Annotated in this window: 14 protein-coding genes and 1 pseudogene; 11 read left to right on the top strand and 4 right to left on the bottom strand. The window is 72.6% G+C overall.

The features are described from left to right. Positions 1 to 17: 17 nt before the first annotated feature. A complete protein-coding gene (locus QRN89_RS11510) occupies positions 18 to 1,604 on the bottom strand; it encodes an NADH-quinone oxidoreductase subunit NuoF family protein (protein WP_290349260.1) in 1,587 nt (528 codons plus the stop codon). Then, positions 1,601 to 3,091, bottom strand: a complete 1,491-nt coding sequence (locus QRN89_RS11505) for a ferric reductase-like transmembrane domain-containing protein (RefSeq protein ID WP_290353661.1) — start codon at positions 3,089 to 3,091, stop codon at positions 1,601 to 1,603. Before QRN89_RS11505 ends, QRN89_RS11510 begins: the two co-directional genes overlap by 4 nt. Before the next feature lie 597 nt (positions 3,092 to 3,688). Here QRN89_RS11505 and leuS point away from each other — a divergent pair. The 8 genes from leuS (at position 3,689) to holA (ending at position 15,026) form a co-directional block, all read left to right on the top strand. Next, on the top strand, positions 3,689 to 6,580 hold the full coding sequence (leuS, locus tag QRN89_RS11500; RefSeq protein ID WP_290349259.1) for a leucine--tRNA ligase: 2,892 nt from the start codon (positions 3,689 to 3,691) through the stop codon (positions 6,578 to 6,580). A 153-nt stretch (positions 6,581 to 6,733) separates the two neighbouring features. Next, the gene (locus tag QRN89_RS11495; RefSeq protein WP_290349258.1) at positions 6,734 to 7,507 is read left to right on the top strand and encodes a hypothetical protein; all 774 of its coding nucleotides are present in this window, start codon (positions 6,734 to 6,736) and stop codon (positions 7,505 to 7,507) included. A gap of 268 nt (positions 7,508 to 7,775) precedes the next feature. After that, the gene (locus QRN89_RS11490; RefSeq protein ID WP_290349257.1) at positions 7,776 to 8,621 is read left to right on the top strand and encodes a DegV family protein; all 846 of its coding nucleotides are present in this window, start codon (positions 7,776 to 7,778) and stop codon (positions 8,619 to 8,621) included. A 683-nt stretch (positions 8,622 to 9,304) separates the two neighbouring features. After that, positions 9,305 to 9,961, top strand: coding sequence for a ComEA family DNA-binding protein (locus tag QRN89_RS35565; RefSeq protein ID WP_356948619.1), 657 nt, complete (start codon positions 9,305 to 9,307; stop codon positions 9,959 to 9,961). Further along, positions 9,958 to 12,477, top strand: coding sequence for a ComEC/Rec2 family competence protein (locus tag QRN89_RS11480; RefSeq protein WP_290349255.1), 2,520 nt, complete (start codon positions 9,958 to 9,960; stop codon positions 12,475 to 12,477). Before QRN89_RS35565 ends, QRN89_RS11480 begins: the two co-directional genes overlap by 4 nt. A 362-nt stretch (positions 12,478 to 12,839) precedes the next feature. Next, complete coding sequence (locus tag QRN89_RS11475) at positions 12,840 to 13,676, top strand: arylamine N-acetyltransferase family protein (protein ID WP_290349254.1); 837 nt, start codon at positions 12,840 to 12,842, stop codon at positions 13,674 to 13,676. Continuing rightward, on the top strand, positions 13,669 to 13,914 hold the full coding sequence (locus tag QRN89_RS11470) for a hypothetical protein (protein ID WP_290349253.1): 246 nt from the start codon (positions 13,669 to 13,671) through the stop codon (positions 13,912 to 13,914). Before QRN89_RS11475 ends, QRN89_RS11470 begins: the two co-directional genes overlap by 8 nt. 125 nt (positions 13,915 to 14,039) lie before the next feature. Next, on the top strand, positions 14,040 to 15,026 hold the full coding sequence (gene holA, locus QRN89_RS11465; RefSeq protein ID WP_290349252.1) for a DNA polymerase III subunit delta: 987 nt from the start codon (positions 14,040 to 14,042) through the stop codon (positions 15,024 to 15,026). Between the two features lie 462 nt (positions 15,027 to 15,488). On the opposite strand, the gene QRN89_RS11460 is transcribed toward holA, so the two are convergent. Next, a complete protein-coding gene (locus QRN89_RS11460) occupies positions 15,489 to 16,040 on the bottom strand; it encodes a GNAT family N-acetyltransferase (protein ID WP_290349251.1) in 552 nt (183 codons plus the stop codon). A gap of 31 nt (positions 16,041 to 16,071) precedes the next feature. On the opposite strand from QRN89_RS11460, the pseudogene QRN89_RS11455 reads away from it, so the two are divergent. Beyond that, positions 16,072 to 16,674, top strand: a pseudogene (locus tag QRN89_RS11455) (TetR/AcrR family transcriptional regulator); the annotation flags it as partial. 450 nt (positions 16,675 to 17,124) lie between these two features. Here QRN89_RS11455 and rpsT read toward each other — a convergent pair. Then, positions 17,125 to 17,391: a 30S ribosomal protein S20 gene (gene rpsT, locus QRN89_RS11450; RefSeq protein WP_093656919.1), complete on the bottom strand. Its 267-nt coding sequence runs from the start codon at positions 17,389 to 17,391 to the stop codon at positions 17,125 to 17,127. A gap of 297 nt (positions 17,392 to 17,688) precedes the next feature. Between rpsT and lepA the strand changes: the two genes are divergently transcribed. Continuing rightward, complete coding sequence (lepA, locus tag QRN89_RS11445) at positions 17,689 to 19,560, top strand: translation elongation factor 4 (protein WP_290349250.1); 1,872 nt, start codon at positions 17,689 to 17,691, stop codon at positions 19,558 to 19,560. Positions 19,561 to 19,832: 272 nt separating this feature from the next. Then, a complete protein-coding gene (locus QRN89_RS11440) occupies positions 19,833 to 21,722 on the top strand; it encodes an AMP-dependent synthetase/ligase (RefSeq protein WP_290349249.1) in 1,890 nt (629 codons plus the stop codon). Positions 21,723 to 22,005: the final 283 nt, after the last annotated feature.

Here is a 22,005-nt window from a genome sequence, read left to right as displayed (position 1 = left end):
TGGCCCTCTTCCGTGTGTCAACCCTGGCCGCTGCCAAGCGCCTTGCGGTCGCCGCCCGGCGGCAGGGCCGGCTTGCTGCCCCGCGGGGCCGGCGCCTGCTCGATGCGCAGCGCCAGCGCGGGACAGCGGCGGACGGCACGCTGCGCGCGACCGCGCAGATGCATCGGAACGGCAGCCTCCGCCACGGAGGGGAAACCGTCGGCGCCCATACGGATCAGCTCGGGCACGATCTCCGCGCAGATGCCGTGGCCCTGGCACAGCGTCCAGTCCACCGCGAGCTTCTCACCGCTCGGGATGGACTCCTGCGCCTCCTGGCCGCCGGGACCGGGCAGCGGCAGCACACCGACGGTCTCCCGGCCGCAGCCGCCGTGCAGGACGTGCGCGGCCAGGTCGTCCGTGAACGCCGACAGGGTCGAGGAGAAGAACCGCGCGGAGCCGTCGGGGTGCTTGCACGCCCCCCGGCCCTTGACCGCCTGCGTGACCTCGCGCAGCGCCTCCAGGGCGGCCGGTCCGCCGCCGTTGATCACGTCCGAGAGGCCGCCCGCCGCCGCGGGCAGACCCAGCTTGCACGGGCCGCACTGGCCCGCCGTCTCGGCCGCGAGCCAGTTGGCCACGCGCTGCGCCTCACCGAGCGGGCAGGTCTCCTGGCCGATCGGGAGGATCGCGCCGGCGCCGAGCGCGCCGCCCACATTGGCCAGCGACTCCCGTGAGATCACGGCCTCGTGGGTCGCGGCGGCGTCGATCCAGTTGCCGTGGTAGCCACCGGTCAGCACGCCCTGGGGGACCGGCGGGGCGCCCGCGAGCTGCAGGACGTACCGCATCGGCACGCCCGTCGGCACCTCGATCACCATGGGGCGCGCGACCGCGCCGGAGACCGTCAGCATCACCGTGCCCGGTTCGTTCTCCAGGCCCGTGTGGCCGTAGCGGCGGGCCCCGATCCGGGCGGCGACGGCGAGCTGGGCGAACGTCTCGGCGTTGGACAGCAGCGTCGGCGCCCCCGCCACACCGGACTCGGCGGCGCGCTCACGACGGCCGGGGGGCAGCGCGGGGCCGCCGTTGATCGCCCGGATGATCGCCGAGGCCTCGCCGGAGACCATGCGCTCGGGGTTGCGCTGCACCCGCGCGCGCAGTTGCTGCCCGCGCCGGTCGGACAGACCGCGCTCGGCCAGCGCCGCCCGAATGGAGATCTCCGTGGAGTTGCGGGTCACCGCGACGATCAGGGTGCGCGCACCCAGTGCCTCGGCGGCGAGCAGTGCCCCGTCCAGGATGAGGTGGGGCGCCCGGTTGACCATGACCGTGTCCTTGCGGCACGCCGGCTCGTCCTCACTGGCGTTGATCACCACGACGGGCCGCACACCCCGTCGGATGGCGGCCTTGGCCACGGCCCGCAGCTTCTGGGCGAACGGGAAGCCCGCGCCGCCGCGGCCGCGCAGGGATATGTTCTCGGCCAGCTGGGCCAGCCGCTCGCCGCTCATGGGTTCGAGCGGGCCGTGCACCTTCAGGTGCATGGACAGGTCGAGGCGCTCGACCAGGTCGAATCCCTGGGTGAGCTGGGGCAGGCCGACGACGCGGACCTCGGGGACGTCGGGGAGGGGGGCGTTCACGGTCGTTCTCCTGCAGGTGCGTTCCAAGGTTCCCCGGCCGTGGGCGGATACAGCGGGCCGGGCGGCGGCTGGGTCTCGTCGAACGGGCCCGGGAAGGGCTCCGCGGACGGAGTGCCGTCGTAGCCGCCGGGGGTGCCGGCGGTGCCGTACGGGGGGACGGGGTCGTACCCGGCACCCGGAGGTGCCGCGTACGGCTCGCCGTACGGGGAGGTCGTGCCGGTGTCGTACGGGGACGACACGGGCGGCTGGGGGAAGGCCTGGGCCGGCGGCGGCGGGGAGGGCGTCGGCCAGCTCGCGGCGCGGGGCGAGGGGTCGTCGGGGACGACCGGCAGCTCCTCCGTCATGGGGATGCGTTCGGCGAACGGCACGTCGCCCGCGGAGCGGCCCTGCGGCGCCGTGGGCCCACCGGTGCGCGGGGAGCCGTCACCCGCCCGGGAAACGGCGCGGTAGGCGGCGGAGATCCCCGTTCCGGGGCCGTCGCCGGACAGCGGCCCGCCGGTCGCCGGGCCGGCGCCGGGGAACGACCCCGTGGCCGCGGCCGGCTCGGACGAGGGGGCCGGTGCCGTGTCGTAGAGCTGCTGGGTGGCCTCGTACAGCTGCGGGGACGGGGCGGCGAGCCGGCGCGTCTCGCCGCGCGGGGCGCCGAGCGGCTGCCCCAGCGGGGATCCGAGCGGCGCGCCCAGCGGCCTGCCCAGGGGGTCGCCGCGGTCGGCGGCGCCGCGCGGGAACTCGCGCTCGAAGCGCGCCTGCGGCTGCGAGGGGATGCCGGACGTGCCCGGCAGGGGCGCCGAGGCCATGTCCCGCGCGCTCTGCTCGGCGGCTCCGGGGACATCGCCGGACGCGCCGGTCAGGCTCATGACCCGCTCGACGAGCTGCCGCTTCACCGGGCGCGGCAGCAGCCGCAGCGACACGGCGGCGGCGACTCCGGCCAGGGCCAGGCTGTACATGACGATCACCCAGCCGGCGGCGGGGCGGCCCGCGAAGAGGCCGTGCACGAGGGCGGAGCACCAGGCGGGGTACGCCAGCATGTGCAGCGCCCGCCAGCGGCCGGCGAAGCGGCCGTTGCCGGCGAGTGCGCTGCGCGCGGCGCCGGTCGAGGCGGCGGTCACCATCAGCAGACCGGCGAGCGAGCCGAAGCCGATGAGGCCCGACGTGCCGGTGATGCCGAGGCCGAACGGCACGAGGGCGCCGAGGAGTTCGACGTGGCCGAGGGAGACCTTGACCGTGATGTGCAGCAGCAGGAAGCCGAGCGAGGCGACGGCGGTGCTTCTGTGGATGGCCTGGGCGAGCAGGCGGTGGCGCGTGGAGAGGAACACGCGGTCGGTGGCGATGAGGCCCCAGGCGACCGATGCGGTCAGGGAGACCAGGGACAGTACGCCGGTGGTGAAGTCCAGCGCTGCGCGGAAGGAATCACTTCCACCGATGGCGAGCAGGGGTATGAGCACGAGAGCGGCGACAATCAGTCCGCCCTGTGCCTGCCGGCTCATGCCCGGTTCACCGGGCGACGAACGGATCTTGCGACGAGGGTTCATGGGGGCTCCGAATGGTGCGGGAAAGCGGTCCCGTCGTCGCACTCTAAGTGGCGTCATACCAGTGGGTACGAGTTTTCGAGGTTTAGTGGTCAGCCTGACCGACAACTGACTCTGAGGTTGCCCCGGATAGGGGTGATACGCCGAGTAACTCGGGCCGTCCGAAACGGTTCTTCACCGATGCGGGCGATGCTCTCCACTCACCGGGCGTGACTCCGTCGCCCTCCGGGAGGCTTTCCGGGAGCCGCCGGACGCCTGGCAGAGCACACAAGCGGGGCCATCGGGTCCGGTTCCGGACGCGGCCGTGGACGGTGTTTCCGCCGGTACTCCCAGGTCCTCGCCCGTTCCCGCGGGGCGGACACTCTGTGCGGCGGGAAGGTGGCCTGCTGTACCCTGACGCCATGCGTGCCGTACGCCTTCTGCTTAGCGAGCCGCGCTGATCAGTCCCGACCGTTGATGACAAGGTCGGAATCGGCGCGGCGTCCCCTCCTGTGCGAGGGGATTTTTCGTTTCAGGCAATCGCAGGCAGAGACGATCGATGGAGCTTTAAGGATCATGAGCGAGACGAATTCCTCCCCCGTGGCCTCCGGCACGGGTGGGACCCCCTCCGCCGAGGCGGCCGCACCCCACCGCTACACGGCGGCCATGGCCGCCGACATCGAGGCACGCTGGCAGGACTTCTGGGACGCCGACGGCACGTACGAGGCACCCAACCCGAGCGGTGATCTGGCCGGGGACGCCGACGTCGTGGCACGGCCCAAGAAGTTCATCATGGACATGTTCCCGTACCCCTCGGGTGCGGGCCTGCACGTCGGCCACCCCCTGGGCTACATCGCCACCGACGTCTACGCCCGGCACCAGCGGATGACCGGCCACAACGTGCTGCACACCCTGGGCTTCGACGCGTTCGGCCTGCCCGCCGAGCAGTACGCCGTGCAGACGGGCACCCACCCGCGCGTGTCCACCGAGGCCAACATCGAGAACATGAAGATCCAGCTGCGCCGGCTGGGCCTGGGCCACGACAAACGCCGGTCGTTCGCGACGATCGACCCGGACTACTACAAGTGGACCCAGTGGATCTTCCTGCAGATCTTCAACTCCTGGTACGACGAGGAGGCCGGGAGGGCCCGGCCGATCGACGACCTGGTCGCCCTGTTCGAGAGCGGCGAGCGCGCCGCGCCCGGAGAGCGCCCCTGGAGTGAACTGAGCGCCGTCGAGCGTGCCGACGTCCTGGGCGGCTACCGCCTGGCGTACGCCTCGGACGCGCCCGTCAACTGGTGCCCCGGCCTGGGCACCGTGCTGGCCAACGAGGAGGTCACCGCCGACGGCCGTTCCGAGCGCGGCAACTTCCCCGTCTTCAAGGCCAACCTGCGCCAGTGGAACATGCGCATCACCGCCTACGCGGACCGGCTGCTGGACGACCTGGACGCGCTGGACTGGCCCGAGGCCATCAAGCTGCAGCAGCGCAACTGGATCGGCCGCAGCGAGGGCGCGCGCATCGACTTCACCGTCGACGGCCACGACGACGCCCGCGTCACGGTCTTCACCACCCGTCCCGACACCGTGTTCGGCGCCACCTACATGGTGCTGGCGCCCGAGCACGACCTGATCGACGCGGTCCTGCCCGCCGAGTGGCCCGAGGAGGCCCAGGGCAAGGACGCCTGGACCGGCGGCGCCGCCACCCCCGCCGAGGCCGTCGCCGAGTACCGCAAGCAGGCCCAGACCAAGAGCGACGTCGAGCGCCAGACCGAGCACAAGGACAAGACCGGTGTCTTCACCGGCGCCTACGCCGTGAACCCGGTCACCGGGGCGCGCATCCCGGTCTTCGTGGCCGACTACGTGCTGATGGGCTACGGCACCGGCGCCATCATGGCCGTCCCCGGCCAGGACGAGCGCGACTGGGAGTTCGCCGAGGCGTTCGGCCTGCCCATCGTCCGCACCGTTCGGCCCCCGGAGGGCTGGGAGGGCGAGGCGTTCACCGGCCAGGGCCCGGCGATCAACTCCTCGAACGACGAGATCTCCCTGGACGGCCTGGAAGTGGCCGAGGCCAAGGCGAAGATCACCGACTGGCTGGTGGCCAAGGGCATCGGCGAGGCGACCATCAACTTCCGGCTGCGCGACTGGCTGTTCAGCCGGCAGCGCTACTGGGGCGAGCCGTTCCCGATCGTCTACGACGAGGACGGCGTGGCCCACGCGCTGCCCGAGTCGATGCTGCCGCTGGAGCTGCCGGAGGTCGACGACTACTCGCCGCGCACCTTCGACCCGGACGACGCCGACACCCAGCCCGAGACCCCGCTCTCGCGCAACGCGGAGTGGGTCGACGTCGAACTGGACCTGGGCGACGGGGTCAAGCGGTACCGCCGTGAGACCAACACCATGCCGAACTGGGCCGGTTCGTGCTGGTACGAGCTGCGCTACCTGGACCCCCACAACGCCGACAGGCTGGTCGACCCGGCGATCGAGCAGTACTGGATGGGCCCCCGCGAGGGACAGCCGCACGGCGGAGTGGACCTGTACGTGGGCGGCGCCGAGCACGCCGTGCTGCACCTGCTGTACGCGCGCTTCTGGTCCAAGGTGCTGTACGACCTGGGGCACGTCTCGTCCGCCGAGCCGTTCCACAAGCTGTACAACCAGGGCATGATCCAGGCCTACGTGTACCGGGACGCCCGCGGCTTCCCGGTGCCGGCCACCGAGGTCGAGGAGCGCGACGGCAGGTTCGTCCACGGCGAGGATTCCGTCCGGCGCGAGCTGGGCAAGATGGGCAAGTCCCTGAAGAACGCCGTCACCCCGGACGAGATCGCCGCCGAGTACGGTGCCGACACCCTGCGCCTGTACGAGATGGCGATGGGCCCCCTGGACGTCTCCCGTCCCTGGGACACCCGTGCCGTCGTCGGCCAGTACCGGCTGCTGCAGCGCCTGTGGCGCAATGTCGTCGACGAGACGACCGGCGAGGTCACCGTCGTGGACGCGGAGCCGGACGAGGCGACCCTGCGCGCCCTGCACAAGGCCATCGAAGGCGTCGGCCAGGACATGGAGGCGATGCGCTTCAACACCGCCATCGCCAAGATCACCGAGCTGAACAACCACCTGACCAAGACGGGCGGCCCGGTCGCCCGCTCGGTGGCCGAGCGCCTGGTGCTGCTGATCGCCCCGCTGGCCCCGCACATCGCCGAGGAGCTGTGGCGCAGGCTGGGCCACTCCGGCTCGGTCGTGCGCGAGGACTTCCCGGTGGCCGACCCCGCCTACGTCGTGGACGAGACCGTGACCTGCGTCGTGCAGATCAAGGGCAAGGTCAAGGCCCGACTGGAGGTCTCCCCGTCGATCGGTGACGCGGAACTGGAGGCGCTGGCCGTGGGCGACCCGGCGGTCGTGGCGGCCCTGGGCGGCGCGGGCATCCGCAAGGTGATCGTGCGGGCGCCGAAGCTGGTGAACATCGTCCCGGCGTAACGGGGACCCGTTCACGGGCCGGGGCCCGGCAGCCGTCCGGCCCCGGCCCTGATCTTTCCCCTACGGGCAGGTTGGGGGTTCCGCTGGAACCCTCGGCCTGCCCGTTCCGTTTACCGTGGGAGGACACACCGCACACGACTCGGAGGGGCGCCCATGGAAGCCGTCATCCTGATCCTGGCGCTGCTCTTCGTCGCCTTCGTGGCGCTCGGGGTGTACGTCGGCGTCAAGGCGATCGGTGCGGCCAAGCGAGGTGTGGACCGCACGATCACCCAGGCGCGGCGCACCGTCGAGGACACGACGCTGCGCGCGAAGAGCTTCGGGCAGGTCGGCGTGGCCGGCGAGCTGGCCCAGCTGAGACTCCATCTGCGCACGTCGATGAGGGCCACACAGGACGCACTGCACGCGGGCGTGGCCGAGGACGCGTCGCTGCGGGAGTCCATCGGCCTCTTCGAGCGGCTCAGCGCGCACGGGCGGGAGCTCGACGAGGAGCTGCGGCGGCTGGAGCGCGAGCCGGACCGCGGCAGGATCACGGAGCGGCTGCCGCAGCTGCGCGAGCGCGTCGAGCGGATCACCCACTCCGCGGAGTCCCTGCGCTGGGCGGCCCGGGATCGGGCGCGGACGTTCGCCGAGGACGACCTGGAGTCGCTGACGACCCAGATCGACGTGGAGGCGGGAGCGCTGCGCGACTGGTCACGCAGCGAACCGGTGTGGCCCGACCCCGCCGCGGAGCCCTCGGGACCGGGGCCGCAGACGTCGTCGGCGCCCGCACCGCAGGAGCCCGCCGCCGCGGGGGGCCCGGAGCAGGCGCCGGGTGAACCGGAGCAGGGAGCGGGCGCTCAGGAGCCCCGGGCGATCCCGCCACGGGACCCGCGGCTGACGATGAGGTACTCGTGGGACAAGTCCGCCCGGCCGGAGACGACCAACTAGTTCCGTGACGGAAAGGCTGCCGGATAGTCGCGCGTGCGGAGCGCTGACCGGGCAGCCGGGGCCAGTTTCTCTGCGATGACCCGGCGGGACGGGACATCGCGGTCCTTCGGGCCCGGCGGGCCCGTCCTGCGCACCCGGCACGGTGGGAGCGCGGCGTTCCGCGCTGGACAGCGGACCTGCCCCGGACGGAGGCTGTCCACGGACGGAAGCGAGCGGTCGGGCGGGGTCGGGCTCCCGTGCGGCGGCCCCTGCGGGTAACCTCCCGCTCATGTCCCGCCATGTCGCGATCGTCACCGATTCCACGGCCTACCTGCCGCCGCAGACGATGGAGTTGCATGGCATCACAGCGGTGCCACTGACCGTGGTGCTCGGGAACCAGGCCCTCGAGGAGGGCACCGAGATCTCCGCCCGCTCCCTCGCCCAGGCGCTGCAGAAGCGCCGTTCCGTGACGACGTCCCGGCCGAGTCCGGAGACCTTCGCGGCCGCCTACCGGGCGACGGCGGAAGCCGGAGCGGCCGGCATCGTCTCCCTCCATCTGTCCTCGGAGTTCTCCGGCACCTACGACGCCGCGGTGCTGGCGGCGCGGGAGGCGCCCGTGCCGGTGCGCGTGGTGGACACGGGCATGGTGGCGATGGCGCTGGGGTTCTGCGCCCTGGCCGCGGCCGAGGCGGTGGACGCCGGGGGCTCCCTCGACGAGGCGGTGGCGGCGGCCGAGAAACGGGCCGCGGGGACGTCCGCGTTCTTCTACGTCGACACCCTCGAGTATCTGCGCCGGGGCGGCCGTATCGGCGCCGCCCAGGCCCTGTTCGGGTCCGCGCTCGCGGTGAAGCCGCTGCTGCAGCTCGAGGGCGGCCGGATCGAGCTCAAGGAGAAGGTGCGCACCGCCTCCAAGGCGATCGCCCGGCTGGAGGAGCTCGCCGCCGAGCGGGCCGGCGCGGGACGGGTGGACATCGCCGTGCACCATCTCGCCGCGCCGGAGCGGGCGTCGGCGCTGGCGGAGAGATTGCGGGAGCGGGTGCCGAACCTCGGGGAGCTGCACGTCAGCGAGGTCGGCGCGGTGATCGGCGCGCACACGGGGCCCGGGCTGCTGGGGGCCGTGGTCTCACCGAGGTGAGTCCGCGCGACGGCGCGCGGAGCCAGGGAGAGGGCGTGGATGCGGGCTGTCGCCCGCCGAAGGACCGGTTCCCACCGCTGCGGCGGTGTGGGCCGAGCCCCGCCGTTCCGATGGCCCCGGTCGGGTCCTGCCGCGTGGTGGATCCCGGTCCGATCGCGGCGGCGTGTCACTCCGGCGAGTGACGAGGTTTTCCACAACGGCCGGGTTGTCCACCGAAATTGAGCCTGCTCAGCAGGGTCGTGGCGAGCTGCCTACCGTCGGGTGGCATGACTCACCGATCACGCTCTGCGACCAGTGGCCCGGGCCGTGCGCCTGCCTCGGACGGCCGTGTACGCCACCGCCGGCAGCGGCTGGGGGCGGGGAGCCGTCCGGTGCCCGCCACGACCACCTCCTCGCCCCCGGGCGCGGCGCCGCCCTCGACCGCTCGGTTACGCGCCCACGCCCTCTTCCGGACATCGGACGCACCCCGGACCGCGACCGGCCCGCCCGGCCGCTCACCGGAGCCGGCAGCGGTGCGGACACCCCCGCGGGCCCCGGCGGCGGGAGGACCCGGCGAGGGGGAAGACACCCCGCCCGGGCGTGGGCGTCTGCCGTCCGAGCCGCGTGACCCCTCACGATCGGGGCGGGCGGCCGGCGCCGGGCTGCCGCTGCGTGAGCGGACACGGCTGGTCCTGAGGGAGCGGATGCCGTCGTGGGTGCGGCTGCGCTGCGGGCTGGAGCCGAAGACGCTGGCCGCCCTCGCTGTGGTCCTGGTCCTGGGCGTGGTCCTCGCCGCGCAGCACTTCCGGGCCGGGCGGCCGGAGCCGGTGCGCGCGCCCCAGCTGGTCGGGGACGTCCCTCCTGCGCCCGAGGCGACCCGGCCCGGCCCCTCGCCGGGCCCGCCGCCCGCCGAGGAGCCGGCCGGGCGCATCGTGGTCGATGTGAGCGGCAAGGTCCGTCGCCCGGGTGTCCTGCGTCTCCCGGCGGGCTCCCGAGTCGCGGACGCGCTGCGGGCGGCGGGCGGGGTGAGGACCGGCACCGACCTCACCGGCCTCAACCGGGCCCGGGTGCTCATGGACGGCGAGCAGGTGGTCGTGGGCGTCCCGCAGCCGCCCGGTGGGCCCGCTCCGGGCCCTCAGGGGCTGACGGGCGGCGGTGCACCCGGCGGAGGACCACTGAGCCTCAACACCGCCACGGTGGAACAACTCGACACACTGCCGGGCGTCGGCCCGGTGCTCGCCCAGCACATCGTGGACTACCGCACCGAGCACGGCGGCTTCCGCTCGGTCGACGAACTCCGCGAGGTGACGGGGATCGGCGACCGCCGGTTCGCCGATCTGCAGCCCCTGGTGCGGCCATGACCCGGACGGCAGCGGATCTCCCCGGGACCCCGCCGGAGCCGGCCGAAGCCCGCGAGGAGCGCGCGGCCGATCTGCGTCTGGTCATGCCCGCGCTGGCCGCCTGGGGCGCTGCGGCCCTCGGCCTGACGGCACGGCCGCCCTGGCCGGGCGTGGCGGTGCCGGTCTGCCTCGCCGTGGCGGGCGTACTCCTGCTGTCCCCGGCCGTCCGGGCGGCGCACGGCCGGGGTTCCCGGCGGGGCGCGGGCAACAGGGTCGCCGCGGCCGCCGTGCTGTTGTGCACCGCCGCCGGTACGGCCGTCGGCGCGCTGCGCGGGGCGGATCTGTACAGGGGGCCGGTGCCCGAGGCGGCAGGGCAGTACCGGCCGATCAGGGCCGAGTTGACCGTCACCGGCGATCCGCGCACGACACGGCCGCGGGTGTGGGGCGGCCGGGCGGCACAGACCGCCGTCCTGCTGGAGGCGCAGGTCGGCCGGGTCATCACGCCGCAGGGGGAGTCCGTGGCCACCAGGGCACCGGTCCTGGTGATCGTCCGGCCCGGGGCGGCAGCCGGAGCGTGGCTGGCCCTGCTGCCGTCGACGCGGCTCACCCTCACCGCCCGGGCGGAGCCACCGGCGGAGGGAGAAGGCCGGTTCGCGGCCGTGCTGAAGGCGCAGGGCACGGGACCGCCCCGGATCACCGGGCCGCCGACCGCGGTGCAGCGTACGGCGGGGGACCTGCGAGCGGGGCTGCGGCGGGCGACCGAGGGACTGCCGCCCGACGCTCGTGCGCTGCTTCCGGGGCTCGTCGTCGGCGACACCTCCCGTGTCGGGACCGAACTGCACGACGCGTTCAAGGCGACCGATCTGACGCACCTGCTCGCTGTGTCCGGGAGCAACCTCGCCATCGTCCTGTTCCTGCTCGTCGGCCCGCCGGGGAGCGCACTCAGAGCGGAACGAGGCGGTCTGGCGCCCCGGTTGGGCATCTCGCTCCGCGCGACCGCGCTGCTCGGCGGCGCTCTCACCCTGGCGTTCGTCGTCGTGTGCCGGCCGGAGCCGAGCGTGCTGCGCGCCGCGGCCTGCGGGGCGATCACTCTGCTGGCCATCGGCACCGGCCGGCGCAGATCGCTGCTTCCCGCGCTGGCGGGGGCCGTGCTGCTGCTGGTGCTCTGGGACCCGTGGTCGGCCCGTACCTACGGCTTCCTGCTCTCCGTGCTGGCCACCGGCTCGCTCCTCACCCTCGCCCCGCGCTGGAGCGCGGCGCTGCGACAGCGAGGCGTGCCGGGGCGTGTCGCGGAAGCCCTCGCCGCGGCCGCTGCGGCGCAGGCGGTGTGCGCGCCTGTCGTGGTCGTGTTCGCCGAGCGGATCAGCCTTGTGGCGATTCCCTGCAACCTCCTCGCCGAGCCGGCCGTGGCGCCCGCCACGGTGCTGGGGTTCGCGGTGCTCGCCACGGCGGCCGTCTCGACACCGGCCGCCGAACTGCTCGCGCGCCTCGCCGGCTGGCCGGCGGAGTGGATCGCCGGGGTCGCCCGCACCGGGGCCGGCCTGCCCGGAGCGCAGGTCGAGTGGCCCGGCGGTGGGCGGGGCGCCCTGCTGCTGGCCGCCGTCACCGTCGCGACGGTGCTGACGGTGCGCAGGCTGGTGCGGCGCCCCTGGCCGGCGGTGGGATGCGCCCTGCTGCTCGTTCTCCTCGTGCTGCGGCCGCCCCCGCTGACCAGGATCGTCACCGGTTGGCCGCCGCCGGGCTGGTCGTTCGCCATGTGCGATGTCGGCCAGGGCGACGCCACCGTGCTGGCCGCGGGCGAAGGGACGGCCGTGGTCGTGGACGCCGGGCCGGACCCGTCGCTCACCGACCGGTGCCTTCACGAACTGGGCGTCAGGAGCGTGCCGCTGCTCGTGCTGACCCATTTCCACGCCGACCATGTGGCGGGGCTGCCCGGCGCCCTGCGGGGCAGAACCGTCGGCGCGATCCAGACGACGCCCCTCGAAGAACCACGCGACCAGGCCGCGTTCGTGCGGCGGACAGCCCTGGCCGCGAAAGTACCGCTCATCCGCCCGGGACAAGGGGAGCGACGGCGTACGGGAGGGCTCACCTGGCAGGTGCTGTGGCCCGCACCCGGCCCCGTCCCGGGCCCCGGTGCGAAGCCGGGCGAGCCGAACGACGCGAGCGTCACCCTCCTCGCGCGTACGGACACGGGTGTGTCGCTGCTGCTCCTCGGGGATCTCGAACCGCCCGCGCAACAAGGGCTGATACGGGCCCACCCGGTCCTTCCCCGCGTCGACGTCCTCAAGGTCGCGCACCACGGGTCGGCGTACCAGCACCCGGCCCTGCTCGCCGCCGCCCGGCCGAGGGTGGCGCTGATCTCCTGCGGCAGGGGCAACCCGTACGGGCACCCGTCGCCCCGGACCGTCGCGGCCCTGCGGTCCCAGGGCGCGCTGGTGATGCGCACCGACACGGACGGGGCGATCGCCGTCACGGGCTCCGGCGGGGACCTGCGCGCCGTGGCCCGAGGCGCCCAGGCGGCCCCGAGGGCGCCGTGAGCGTCTGGCCACCGCCCGACGGAGGCGACGGCCTCACCGCACGGGGTCGGGCGGGCGGTCGCCGTGGTGCGCCGGATGCGCTCAGCGCACCTCGTCCCGAGGAAACCAACCGGGGCACGAGCGTGGGAATGCCGGTGCCGAGGCGGTGGCCACCCCGAGCCCGCGGGTCCCCGGCCGGCAGATCAGGGCGTCCGTGCGCACCGCGCCCGGCCGCGGGTCTGCGTGGGGTACGTCATGGGGGTGGAACGGTACGCAGCGGGCGGGCCACGGCGCGTCGGACGGTGGACCGATGCGCCTCCGCCCGGCGGCCTAGGACCCGTGACGCATGGCGTGGCGGCCTGCCTTCGGCACAGACTGCACTCATGGACACCGCATCGCAGACCCTGCCGACAGCGACCGTCGACGCCTATCTCCGCCGTATCGGTGCCGACCGTCCCGAGCGGGCGGATTCGGACAGCCTGCGTGAGCTGCAGCAGCGGCATCTGCGGTCCGTGCCCTTCGAGAACCTCGCGATCCACCTGGGCGAGAACGTGGTCCTGGAGGACGAGCCGCTGGTGGCCAAGGTCGTCGGGGCACGCAGAGGCGGGTTCTGTTACGAACTCAACGGCGCTTTCGCGGCGTTGCTGCGCAGTCTCGGCTTCGGAGTCACGCTGTTCCAGGCCCGGGTCTTCAAGGGGGACGGGCAGCTCGGCATCCCGTACGACCACCTCGCCCTGCGGGTGGAGACCACCGACGGAACCGGGCCGTGGCTGGCCGACGTGGGATTCGGTGATCACTGCCACTACCCGCTCCTCCTGGAGGAGCGGGGCGACCAGAGCGATCCGGCCGGTACCTTCCGCATCGCCGACGCACCGGACGGCGACGTCGACGTGCTGCGAAACGGCGAGCCGCAGCTCCGGCTCGACCGGCGACCGCGCGCTCTGGGGGACTTCGAGGCCGGTGCCTGGTACCACCGCACGTCGCCCGCCTCCCACTTCACCCAGAAGCTCGTCTGCTCCCGGCTCACGGACGAAGGCCGGATCACCCTGTCCGGACGCAAGCTCGTCACCACGGCGCAGGGCGAGCGCACGGAGCGGGAACTCGGCGACGACGCCGAGATCCTGGCCGCGTACCGGGAGCACTTCGGGGTGGAACTGGACCGGGTGCCGGAGGTCCGGGAGCGCCGTGCGGGGGACACGGCACAATATGGCGGTGAGTGATGTGAGACATGTGCTCGTCCTGCCCGACCGCGACGCGGCGGAAGAGGTCATCGAGGCGATCGGGGACCACTTCGGCACGGGCGACGAGCCCCAGTTGGTGCGGGACGCCCTGGCGGGGGAGGACGACGCCGAGGACGCGCAGTGGCTGGTGGTCATCGAGGACCCGGAAGGCCGGCTGAGCGCCGTCGAGCTTGACGAGTTCGTGGCCGACTGGGACGGCTGGCGGGAGGAGCCCTAGCATCGAACGCCCTCCCGGGCTCCGAGCTCAGGCTCCCGCGCCGTCGAGCGGGCCGGGGCGCCGTCGAGCGGGCCGGGGCGCGGGGCGGGCGGTGGTGTCGGTGGCCCGTGGGATGCTGGACCGCGATGGTCACCAGGAAGAACACGAACGACGACCCCCTCGCCCCCGTCACGATCGCTGTGGGCCAGGAGGATCTGCTGCTGGACCGAGCCGTGCAGCAGGTGGTTGCGGCCGCCCGAGCCGCCGACGCCGACACGGACGTCCGCGATCTCACCCCCGATCAGCTCCAGCCCGGCACACTCGCCGAGCTGACGAGCCCTTCGCTGTTCGCCGAGCGCAAGGTCGTCGTCGTGCGGAACGCGCAGGACCTCTCCGCCGACACGATCAAGGACGTCAAGGGCTATCTCGCCGCACCGGTCGAGGAGATCACGCTCGTCCTGCTGCACGCGGGCGGCGCGAAGGGGAAGGGTCTGCTCGACGCGGCGCGCAAGGTCGGCGCGCGTGAGGTGGCGTGCCCCCGGACGACGAAGCCCGCGGAGCGACTGACGTTCGTGCGCTCCGAGTTCCGCACCCTCGGGCGTTCGGCGACCCCCGAGGCGTGCCAGGCCCTCGTCGACGCCATCGGCAGCGACCTCAGGGAGCTGGCGAGCGCGGTCTCGCAGCTGGTCGCGGATGTCGAGGGCACCATCGACGAGGCGGTCGTCGGCCGCTACTACACCGGGCGCGCGGAGGCATCCAGCTTCACCGTGGCCGACCGCGCGGTCGAAGGCCGTGCGGCCGAGGCGCTGGAGGCGCTGCGCTGGTCGCTCTCGACCGGCGTCGCCCCCGTCCTGATCACCAGCGCGCTGGCGCAGGGTGTCCGGGCGATCGGCAAGCTCTCGTCGGCACGCGGCGGCCGCCCCGCCGATCTCGCGCGTGAGCTCGGCATGCCGCCCTGGAAGATCGACCGCGTCCGCCAGCAGATGCGCGGCTGGACGCCGGACGGTGTGGCGCTCGCCCTGCGCGCTGTCGCCGAGGCGGATGCGGGGGTGAAGGGAGGCGGCGACGACCCGGAGTACGCGCTGGAAAAGGCGGTGGTGACGGTCGCCCGTGCGGCCCGGCTGCGCCGCTGACCCGCCGCAGGCGGTCGCGCGCCCGCCGTCTCGGTACCGTGCTCGTACGCAGCCGTCTGTGCCGCCTGTGCCGCTGACCCGCCGCAGGCGGTCGTGCGCCCGCCGTCTCGGTACCGTGCTCGTACGCAGCCGTCTGCGCCGTCTGCGCCGTCTGCGCCGCCGACGACGGCGCCAAGAGCCTCGCCTTCTCGCTCGCCCCCGCCCCCGCGCCGCGGACGGAGCCGCAGCCCCTGCGGCCCGTTCCCTTGCCTCCCGGCCCCCTCGGCTCGGCTTACCCCGCTCCTGGGTCGAGCCGCTCCGGAACCAGCAGGACGACGGCCGGATGTGCCGGTGTGCCGGTCGGGCGACAAGCGACACATGGCGGGCGGGGACGGACGCGCCGCGCCCGAGGCGGGCGCCGAAGCAGACATCCGACGCGCGGGGTGGGGCAGGAAATCTGCCCCCTGCGGGAGCAGTCGCCGGTCAGTGCCCCCGGGCTCGCCACTCGGAAGCAAGGACGGCCCAGAGTTGCTTGTCGTAGCGCACGCCCTCGTACGGCCATGCCTCGCGGCGCACACCCTCCAGCGTCATGCCGAGCCGCTCGGCCACCGCTGAACTGCGGTCGTTGTCCGCCCGGCAGTGCCACTCGGCCCGGTGCAGCCCCCGGGACGTGAACGCCCAGTCCAGCAACGCGCCGCACGCCCGAGTGACCAGGCCGTGGCCCTCGGCGGACGGCTCCAGCCAGCAACCGATCTCGCACGAGCCGGAAGCGGGATGGAAATCGGTGAACATCACACCGCCGACCAGCACCCCGTCCCGCCGGATGCCGTACAGGCGGGCTCCGTCGTCCGCCTGGCGTTCGGCGTACCGCTGGAGCGTCGCCCGCGCCCCGTCCACGTCGTCCGTGACGAAGGACGCCCCGACCCACGGACGAATGTGTTCGCGAGCCCGGTCCAGATGGTCGGCGAACTCCTCGGCATGCCAGACCTCCAGTGGACCGAGGCGGACACCGTCCCGCAGCGGCATTGAGAACATCAGAGGCCTCCCTGTTCACACAACAAGCGTTATGGGAATGTACCGTGGCGGCATGCCACGCACCAAGGGAGATCACGAGGGCCGCCGACGCGACGTCTCCGCAGCGGTCTGGCAGGTCATGGCCTCGCGCGGCTTCGCCGGTCTGACCCTGCGCGCCGTCGCCGCCGAACTCGGCGCGACGACCGGTCTGCTCACGCACTACTTCCCCACCAAGCAAGCCTTGGTGGAGTACGCCCTGGACCTGCTCGAACAACGCACGCTCGCCCGCCCCCGCCGACATTCGGGCGAGGGGCTGGCAGCCCTCAGGGACGCGTTGCTGGACATCCTGCCGCTGACCCCGGAGGCCGTCGACAGCAACCGGATCTGGGTCTGCTCCTGGGATGCCGCGCTCTCCGACACCGGGCTGAGCGCCGACTACGCCCGCAAGTACGCCCAGGGCCGCGACAGACTGACCGAGCGTGTGGCTGCGGCTCAGGAGCTCGGGGAACTGTCACCCGGCAGCCCCGCGCACATCGCGGCCGGCGCCCAGTCCTTCGTTCTCGGACTGGTGGTCCAGGCCCTGTTCGACCCGGCGGGGTTCCCCCCGCAGCGGCAGGTCGAGCTCCTGGACGACTACCTGGCGGGCCTGAGTGCCCGCACGGATCCGGCAGCGGCGGCAACGTCTGCAGCAACGGCAGCACCGGCGGCGGCAACGCCCGCGTCGGCGGCAACAACGGCAACGCCGACAGCACCCGCGGCATCCACCTCACCGACGGCGTCCCGGCGCGATCCCGATCCCGACCGGGGCCTCTGAGCGCCGCGGATCGACCGACGACAGCCCCGCCCGCCGCCGCACAACCCGAAAACCCCGCCTTCCCGAACCGGGGAAGAACGGGGAGGCGGGGTCTTCGGGTCCGGCCGAGGCCGGGAAGTCGGTGGACTCGCACCCGCGTGGCGAACGCAGGCCGCGTGCGAATCCGGGTGCCGGGGTCCGGGGACGGATGAGAGAGGGCCCGTCTGGTCCGGTCCGGCGATCAAGTCGTCCGGCGGGTCACCCCGAGGGGGTCGCTGCCGGAGGTCCCGGGGTCACCCCCGGGGCGGGAGCTCAGCCCTGGAGGGAGGCAACCTTGGACGCCAGCGCCGACTTCTTGTTGGCGGCGGCGTTCTTGTGGATGACGCCCTTCGAGACGGCCTTGTCGAGCTTGCGGGTCGCCTCGCGAGCGGCCACGGTGGCCTTCTCGACGTCACCCGCGGCGACAGCCTCGCGGGCCTTGCGGATCGCGGTCTTGAGCGAGGACTTGACGGCCTTGTTGCGCAGGCGCGCCTTCTCGTTCGTCTTGTTCCGCTTGATCTGGGACTTGATGTTCGCCACGAAAGAGCCTTTTCAGGATTGATGATCTTGGAAGGCGTGTCCCGCACCCATGACCTTCAGGGACGGCCCTTCCGAGGACACGACTCTTGCGAGTGCATGACCTTCCGGGCACATGACCTTCCGGGCACGGGAGGTGCCTCCGGAGAGGACACACGAGACACAGCTGGCCAGACTACCAGCGCCTCTCCGACCGGCCCAAACCGAGCACAGCCCCGCAGCCATGGGACCATGGAGGCTGCGTATCGATCCGACATCGACCCGAGACGAGCGCTCGGCGCTCAAGAATCAGGACCCTGCGTGCCCGCGACCCCTACCAATGTGCCCGAGCCGAGCCGTACCGACCCGGCGCTGATCCGCAACTTCTGCATCATCGCGCACATCGACCACGGCAAGTCCACGCTTGCCGACCGGATGCTCCAGCTGACCGGCGTGGTCGAGCAGCGGCAGATGCGCGCCCAGTACCTCGACCGCATGGACATCGAGCGTGAGCGCGGCATCACGATCAAGTCCCAGGCCGTTCGTCTGCCCTGGGCGCCCACCACGGGCGAGGGGCAGGGCCGGACCCACATCCTCAACATGATCGACACCCCGGGCCACGTCGACTTCACCTACGAGGTGTCCCGCTCGCTCGCCGCGTGCGAGGGCACGGTCCTGCTGGTGGACGCGGCCCAGGGCATCGAGGCGCAGACCCTCGCCAACCTCTACCTGGCGATGGAGAACGACCTCACCATCGTCCCGGTGCTCAACAAGATCGACCTGCCGGCCGCGCAGCCCGAGAAGTTCTCCGAGGAGCTCGCCAACCTCATCGGCTGCGACCCCTCGGACGTCCTCAAGGTCTCGGCCAAGACGGGCATGGGCGTGGAGGCGCTGCTGGACCGGGTGGTCCAGGACGTGCCGGCCCCGGTCGGCGTCAAGGACGCCCCCGCCCGCGCGATGATCTTCGACTCGGTGTACGACTCCTACCGCGGCGTCGTCACGTACGTACGAGTCATCGACGGCCAGCTCAACAAGCGCGAGCGCATCCGGATGATGTCCACCGGTGCCACCCACGAGCTGCTGGAGATCGGCACCAACTCCCCGGAGATGCTCCCGGCGGACGGACTCGGCGTCGGCGAGGTCGGCTATCTCATCACGGGTGTGAAGGACGTCCGCCAGTCCAAGGTCGGTGACACCATCACGACCCTGCACAAGGGCGCCACCGAGGCGCTCGGCGGTTACAAGGACCCGAAGCCGATGGTGTTCTCGGGCCTGTACCCGCTCGACGGCTCGGACTACCCCGAGCTGCGCGACGCCCTCGACAAGCTCCAGCTCAACGACGCGGCGCTGGTCTACGAGCCGGAGACGAGCGCCGCCCTGGGCTTCGGCTTCCGCGTCGGCTTCCTCGGGCTGCTCCACCTCGACGTGATCCGCGAGCGCCTGGAGCGCGAGTTCGGTCTGGACCTGATCGCGACCGCGCCGAACGTGGTCTACCGGGTGGTCATGGAGGACGGCACCGAGCACACCGTCACCAACCCGAGCGAGTTCCCCGAGGGCAAGATCTCCGAGGTCTACGAGCCGGTCGTGCGTGCGACGATCCTGGCGCCGAGCGAGTTCATCGGCTCGATCATGGAGCTCTGCCAGAACCGGCGCGGCGTGATGCTCGGCATGGACTACCTCTCCGAGGACCGGGTCGAGATCCGCTACACCCTGCCCCTCGCCGAGATCGTCTTCGACTTCTTCGACCAGCTGAAGTCCAAGACCCGCGGCTACGCCTCGCTGGACTACGAGCCCACCGGCGAGCAGGGCGCCCAGCTGGTGAAGGTCGACATCCTGCTGCACGGCGACAAGGTCGACGCCTTCTCCGCGATCACCCACCGGGACCAGGCCTACGCCTACGGCGTGCGGCTCGTCGCCAAGCTCAAGGAGCTCATCCCGCGGCAGGCCTTCGAGGTGCCGGTCCAGGCGGCGATCGGCTCCCGGGTCATCGCCCGCGAGACGATCCGGGCCATCCGCAAGGACGTCCTGGCCAAGTGCTACGGCGGTGACATCTCCCGTAAGCGGAAGCTGCTGGAGAAGCAGAAGGAAGGCAAGAAGCGGATGAAGATGGTCGGCTCGGTCGAGGTGCCCCAGGAGGCGTTCATCGCCGTGCTGTCCAGTGACGACTCCGCCGGCGGCAAGGCGAAGAAGTAGCGGGGGAGTAACGCGAGAGCACCCGTCGGCGGAGTGGTGGCGTAACGCGAAAGCACCAGTCGGCCCCGACCGTCCGCTGCGCCCCACAGGCCCGTGCACCCCCGGTGCACGGGCCTGTTCGTTATCAAGCGGCAGCCCGCAGCCCCTTACGTGGCGCAGCGCGGCGCTCTACCCTGATCAGGCCCCGATGGTTACTCGCGAGTTAAACAACTGTGACCAGTCGGGCAATCAGCCCGTCATGCAGCAATGCCGCAGCAGGCCCGGAGGATGTCGTGAGCGACACACAGAATCTGATCGAGAACCGACCGCCCTCCGTGGCGACGCTCTTCGTCCAGCGCGTGGCGGCGACTCCCGACGCGGAGGCCTATCGCTACCCGGTTCCCGCCTCCTCCGGGCAGGGGCCCGACGACTGGAAGTCGCTGAGCTGGCAGGAGGCCGCCGAGCGGGTCTACGCCATCGCGGCCGGACTGGTCGAACTGGGCGTGCGTGCCGAGGAGCGGGTGGCCCTCGCCTCCGCCACCCGGGTCGAGTGGATCCTCGCGGACCTCGGCATCCTCTGCGCGGGCGCCGCCACGACGACGGTGTACCCGCAGACGAACGCCGAGGAGTCCGCGTACATCCTCGCCGACTCCGAGAGCCGGGTGCTGATCGCCGAGGACGCCGCCCAGCTGGCCAAGGCCCGTGAGCGGCGCGCCGAGCTGCCGCACCTGAAGCACGTGATCGTGATCGACGAGGCGGGCGCCCAGCCGGCCGAGGGCGACCCCGACGGCTGGGTGCTCTCGCTCGCCGCCCTGGAGGCGCGCGGGGCCGAGTACCTCGCCAAGAACCCGGCCGCCGTCAAGGAGCGGGTCGAGGCGATCACCTCCGACCAGCTCGCCACCCTCATCTACACCTCGGGCACCACGGGCCGCCCCAAGGGCGTCCGGCTGCCGCACGACAACTGGTCGTACATGGCCAAGGCGATCGCCTCGACGGGCCTGGTCACCAAGGACGACGTCCAGTACCTGTGGCTGCCGCTCGCCCACGTCTTCGGCAAGGTGCTGACCTCCGGCCAGATCGAGGTCGGGCACGTCACGGCCGTCGACGGCAGGGTCGACAAGATCATCGAGAACCTTCCGGTGGTCCAGCCGACGTACATGGCGGCCGTGCCCCGCATCTTCGAGAAGGTCTACAACGGTGTGGCCGCCAAGGCGCGGGCCGGCGGCGGCGCCAAGTACAAGATCTTCCAGTGGGCCGCCGGCGTCGCGCGCGCCTACGCCAAGGAGTCCCAGGACAACTACCGCCGCACCGGCAACGCCTCGGTGTCCTTCGGTCTGACCGCGAAGCACAAGGTCGCCGACGCGCTCGTCTACTCCAAGCTCCGCGAGGCCTTCGGCGGCCGGCTGCGTGCCGCCGTCTCCGGCTCCGCCGCCCTCTCGCCCGAGATCGGCTTCTTCTTCGCCGGCGCCGGCATCCACATCCTCGAGGGCTACGGCCTCACCGAGTCCAGCGCCGCCTCCTTCGTGAACCCCGGCGAGGCGTACCGCACCGGCACCGTCGGCAAGCCGCTGCCCGGCTGCGAGGTGCGCATCGCGGACGACGGCGAGATCCTGCTGCGCGGCCCCGGCATCATGGAGGGCTACCACGGGCTGCCCGAGAAGACGGCCGAGGTCCTGGAGTCCGACGGCTGGTTCCACACCGGCGACATCGGCGAGCTCTCCCCCGACGGCTACCTCAAGATCACGGACCGCAAGAAGGACCTGATCAAGACCTCCGGCGGCAAGTACATCGCGCCGGCCGAGGTCGAGGGCCAGTTCAAGGCGGTGTGCCCGTTCGTTTCGAACATCCTGGTGCACGGCGCCGACCGCAACTACTGCACCGCGCTCATCGCGCTCGACGAGGCCGCCATCCTCGGCTGGGCCAAGGAGAACGGCCTGGAGGGCAAGTCGTACGCCGAGGTCGTCGCCGCCCCGCAGACGGAGCGGCTCGTCGACGGCTACGTCCAGCGGCTCAACGAGACGCTCCAGCGCTGGCAGACCATCAAGAAGTTCCGTCTGCTGCCGCGCGACCTGGACATCGAGCACGGCGAACTGACGCCGAGCCTGAAGCTGAAGCGCCCGGTCGTCGAGCGCGAGTACAAGGACCTCATCGAGGGCATGTACGAGGGCGCCCGCGAGGCGTGACACCACCGCTCGGCGGCCCGTCGCCCGGCCCTGTGCCGCGACGGGCCGCCGAGCCGTTCTCCCGGCCCCACCGGCCCGCCGCCGAGTCGTTCTCCCGGCCCCACCGGCCCGCCGCCGCCCGCACCCCCGGCCGCGCCCGGCTCCCTCGAACAGCCCCACTTCGATGACTCCGTGCTTATGGACGCGCTCGGTCTGTCACTCTGTCCGTGTCGTCGTTGCCCCGTGGGCAATACGGCAGGGAAACAGAGCGCACAGACCCGGCAGCCACACAGACCGGACAGGA

It is taken from the genome of Streptomyces sp. HUAS CB01 (assembly GCF_030406905.1).
GTDB lineage: Bacteria > Actinomycetota > Actinomycetes > Streptomycetales > Streptomycetaceae > Streptomyces > Streptomyces chengbuensis.
The sequence above is the reverse complement of the archived record's forward strand: the minus strand, read 5'-3'. Positions and strand labels throughout refer to the sequence as shown.

Coding starts and splice junctions, on each gene's coding strand:
- QRN89_RS11505 (WP_290353661.1), bottom strand. CDS start 3,091: ATGAGCCGGCAGGCACAGGGCGGACTGATTGTCGCCGCTCTCGTGCTC.
- QRN89_RS35565 (WP_356948619.1), top strand. CDS start 9,305: ATGCCGTCGTGGGTGCGGCTGCGCTGCGGGCTGGAGCCGAAGACGCTG.
- leuS (WP_290349259.1), top strand. CDS start 3,689: ATGAGCGAGACGAATTCCTCCCCCGTGGCCTCCGGCACGGGTGGGACC.
- QRN89_RS11495 (WP_290349258.1), top strand. CDS start 6,734: ATGGAAGCCGTCATCCTGATCCTGGCGCTGCTCTTCGTCGCCTTCGTG.
- QRN89_RS11460 (WP_290349251.1), bottom strand. CDS start 16,040: ATGTTCTCAATGCCGCTGCGGGACGGTGTCCGCCTCGGTCCACTGGAG.
- QRN89_RS11475 (WP_290349254.1), top strand. CDS start 12,840: ATGGACACCGCATCGCAGACCCTGCCGACAGCGACCGTCGACGCCTAT.
- QRN89_RS11490 (WP_290349257.1), top strand. CDS start 7,776: ATGTCCCGCCATGTCGCGATCGTCACCGATTCCACGGCCTACCTGCCG.
- holA (WP_290349252.1), top strand. CDS start 14,040: ATGGTCACCAGGAAGAACACGAACGACGACCCCCTCGCCCCCGTCACG.
- QRN89_RS11480 (WP_290349255.1), top strand. CDS start 9,958: ATGACCCGGACGGCAGCGGATCTCCCCGGGACCCCGCCGGAGCCGGCC.